Consider the following 3,015-nt stretch of genomic DNA (forward strand, 5'->3'; position numbering starts at 1 on the left):
ATCGCTGGCCCCCGGCACCCGGGCCGACTTCGCCGTCTTCGACGCCCGCGGCCGCTACCCGTACGCGGCGCTCCTGGCCCAGCCGCCCTGGCTCGGCACGGTCATCGGCGGCACGGTGACCACCCCACCCGCGGCCTGAACCCCCAACCGCCCCACTGACCACAGCGCCGCCCGGCTGAGCGCCGTGCGCGTTGTGCCCCGTACGGCGCGTGCGGTGCACTAGCGGAATTGCTCCTCCACCAGGCTCAGCAAGTCACGGAGCCGGTCGCGCTGCTCCTCCGTCAAGACGGCGAAGAGCTCCTGCCCCGCCTCGCGGCGGGCGTGGCGGGCGCGGTCGGCGAGGCGGCGGCCCTCCGGGGTGAGCAGCACCAGTGTGGAGCGGCGGTTGGCGGGATCGACCTCCCGCCGCACGAGCCCCGCCGACTCCAGGGCGTCCACCACCGGTGTGAGCGAGCGGGGCACGATCCGCAGCTCGTCGGCCAGTTGCACCATGCGCAGCGGCTGCGAGGCGTCGGCGAGCACACGGAGGGCACGCGCCTGCCCAGGGTTGAGCCCGAGCGGCCCCAGCCGATGCACGTACCCATGCCGCAACCGCCGGCCCACCAGGTGCAAGAGCTCGGCGAGCTCCTTCTCTGCCATGCCCATAAGTTTAGCCGGAACAAATATGAGTTAACCTCTGTTTGAGTGGACATCTGAAAAGGAGGCACCACTTGGCAGAGGAACCACGCGCGCCGCTCGGGCGCATCATCAAACTGTTCCGCCCCTACCGGGGCCGCCTGGCCCTGGTGGGCGTCCTCATCCTTCTGTCGTCACTGGTGGCGCTGGCCTCGCCGTTCCTGCTGCGCGAGGTGCTGGACACGGCGATCCCTGCCAGGGACGCCACCCTGCTCACGCTGCTGGCCCTGGGCATGATCGCGGTGGCGGTCACCACCAACGTGTTCGACGTGCTGCAGACGCTGGTCTCCACCACGGTGGGCCAGCGGGTTATGCACGACCTGCGCCTGGCCGTCTACAGTCACCTGCAGCGCATGTCGCTGGCGTTCTTCACCCGCACCAGGACCGGCGAGGTGCAGTCGCGCATCGCCAACGACATCGGCGGCATGCAGTCGGTCGTCACCTCGACCGCCGCCTCTCTCGTCTCCAACCTCACCACCGTGATCGCCACCATCGTGGCCATGGTCGCCCTCGACTGGCGGCTGACGGTGATCTCGCTGCTGCTGATGCCGGTGTTCGTGTGGATCAGCCGCAACGTCGGCCAGGAGCGCAAGCGCATCACCGCCGAACAGCAGCGCAAGCTGGCCGGCATCGCGTCCATGGTCCAGGAGTCGCTGTCGATCAGCGGCATCCTGCTGGGCCGTACCATGGGCCGCTCCGGCGAGCTGACGGAGGGCTTCGGGCGGGCGTCCAGCGAGCTGGCCGACGTCGGCGTACGGGTGAGCATGGCGGGGCGCTGGCGGCAGTCGTCGATCCAGCTCGTCATGGCCGCGATGCCCGCGCTGATCTACTGGGCCGTCGGCTACACCGGCACGATCTCGGTCGGCACGCTGGTGGCGTTCACGACGTTGCAGACCAGCCTGTTCCGGCCGATGGTCTCGCTGCTGCGGCTGGGCGTCGACGTGCAGAGCTCGCTGGCGCTGTTCGCGCGGATCTTCGAGTATCTGGACCTGCCGGTCGACATCCACCCGGGCACGCGGGAGCTGCGGGACGTCCGTGGCGAGGTCCGCTTCGAGAGCGTCGACTTCTCGTACGACGAGACCCCCACGCTCACCGGCGTGGACATCACGGTCCCCGCGGGCACCAGCCTGGCCGTCGTGGGCGAGACCGGCTCGGGCAAGACCACGCTCAGCTACCTGCTGCCCAGGCTCTACGACGTCATCGGCGGCCGGGTCACCATCGACGGGGTGGACGTGCGGGAGCTGACGTTCGAGACGCTGAGCGAGGCGGTCGGCGTGGTGTCGCAGGAGACGTACCTGTTCCACGCCTCGATCGCCGACAACCTGCGCTTCGCCAAGCCGTCGGCCACGGACGAGGAGCTGGAGGCGGCCGCGCGGGCCGCGCGCATCCACGACCACATCGCCTCGCTGCCCGACGGCTACGACACCCTGGTGGGCGAGCGCGGCTACCGGTTCTCGGGCGGCGAGAAGCAGCGCCTGGCCATCGCGCGCACGCTGCTGCGCAACCCTCCGGTGCTGGTCCTCGACGAGGCCACCAGCGCGCTGGACACCCAGACCGAGCGGGCCGTGCAGGAGGCGCTCGACACGCTGGCGCAGGGCCGTACGACCATCATGATCGCGCACCGCCTGTCCACGGTCCGCGACGCGGACCAGATCGTCGTGCTGGACGGCGGGAAGATCGTCGAGCGCGGCACACACGACGAGTTGATGGCGCGTGGCGGCCACTACGCGGCGCTGGTGAGCCGGGACGAACCGCTCGAGCTTGTTTAAACCTCAATCAGCGGTGTCTTGCCTCACATTCCGGGCAGGTCTTACGATGGACAAGAAAGAGTTGGCCCAGGCGCTAAGGCAGTCCAAATAGGAGGGTTTCGGGCTGCTCGCTGGGTAGAGGGCGCGTATGACCGAAAAACCTCCGGACCGGTTCGGCCTCAGCGACGAGCAGGAGATCGAGGTCGAGGAGTGGAACGACGACCTCGGCTTCTACCACGAAGTCGTCGAGGACGACCCCCAGCACAGAGACACGCTCGACGAGCGCCTGCGCCGGGAGGCCAAGGACCGGCTCCACGAGCCCCGGCCCAAGCACCGGCTGACCCAGCCGGACGAAGGGCTTGAGCCGGACACCGAGGACGAAGAGCTCGGCTTGGACTGGGGCGACGACGACGGCAACGACCTGTCGGCGGAAGAGCGTGCCGTCCGCATCGATCCCGACGAGAGCCTTCCGTGAGACGCCCCGGCACGGGCGTCAGGCTCGCCGGCGCGTCACGCGAGGCGTTCCAGCACGGACAGCAGCGCGTGCAGGTCGTCGACGACCGCGTCGGCGGCCGCCGCCTGCGGGCGCTCG

The 3,015-nt window shown here is 69.7% G+C and carries 3 protein-coding genes; 2 read left to right on the forward strand and 1 reads right to left on the reverse strand.

What is annotated here, in order from left to right; translation table 11 throughout:
* Nucleotides 1–219: 219 nt before the first annotated feature.
* The gene (locus tag AB0J09_RS60805; RefSeq protein ID WP_360713044.1) at nucleotides 220–639 is read right to left on the reverse strand and encodes a MarR family transcriptional regulator; all 420 of its coding nucleotides are present in this window, start codon (nucleotides 637–639) and stop codon (nucleotides 220–222) included.
* Between the two features lie 71 nt (nucleotides 640–710).
* On the opposite strand from AB0J09_RS60805, the gene AB0J09_RS60810 reads away from it, so the two are divergent.
* A complete protein-coding gene (locus tag AB0J09_RS60810) occupies nucleotides 711–2,444 on the forward strand; it encodes an ABC transporter ATP-binding protein (protein ID WP_360713047.1) in 1,734 nt (577 codons plus the stop codon).
* 127 nt (nucleotides 2,445–2,571) lie between these two features.
* On the forward strand, nucleotides 2,572–2,898 hold the full coding sequence (locus tag AB0J09_RS60815; RefSeq protein WP_360713050.1) for a DUF5709 domain-containing protein: 327 nt from the start codon (nucleotides 2,572–2,574) through the stop codon (nucleotides 2,896–2,898).
* Nucleotides 2,899–3,015: the final 117 nt, after the last annotated feature.

This window comes from Nonomuraea sp. NPDC049784 (genome assembly GCF_040659615.1).
In the GTDB taxonomy this organism is placed as follows: domain Bacteria; phylum Actinomycetota; class Actinomycetes; order Streptosporangiales; family Streptosporangiaceae; genus Nonomuraea.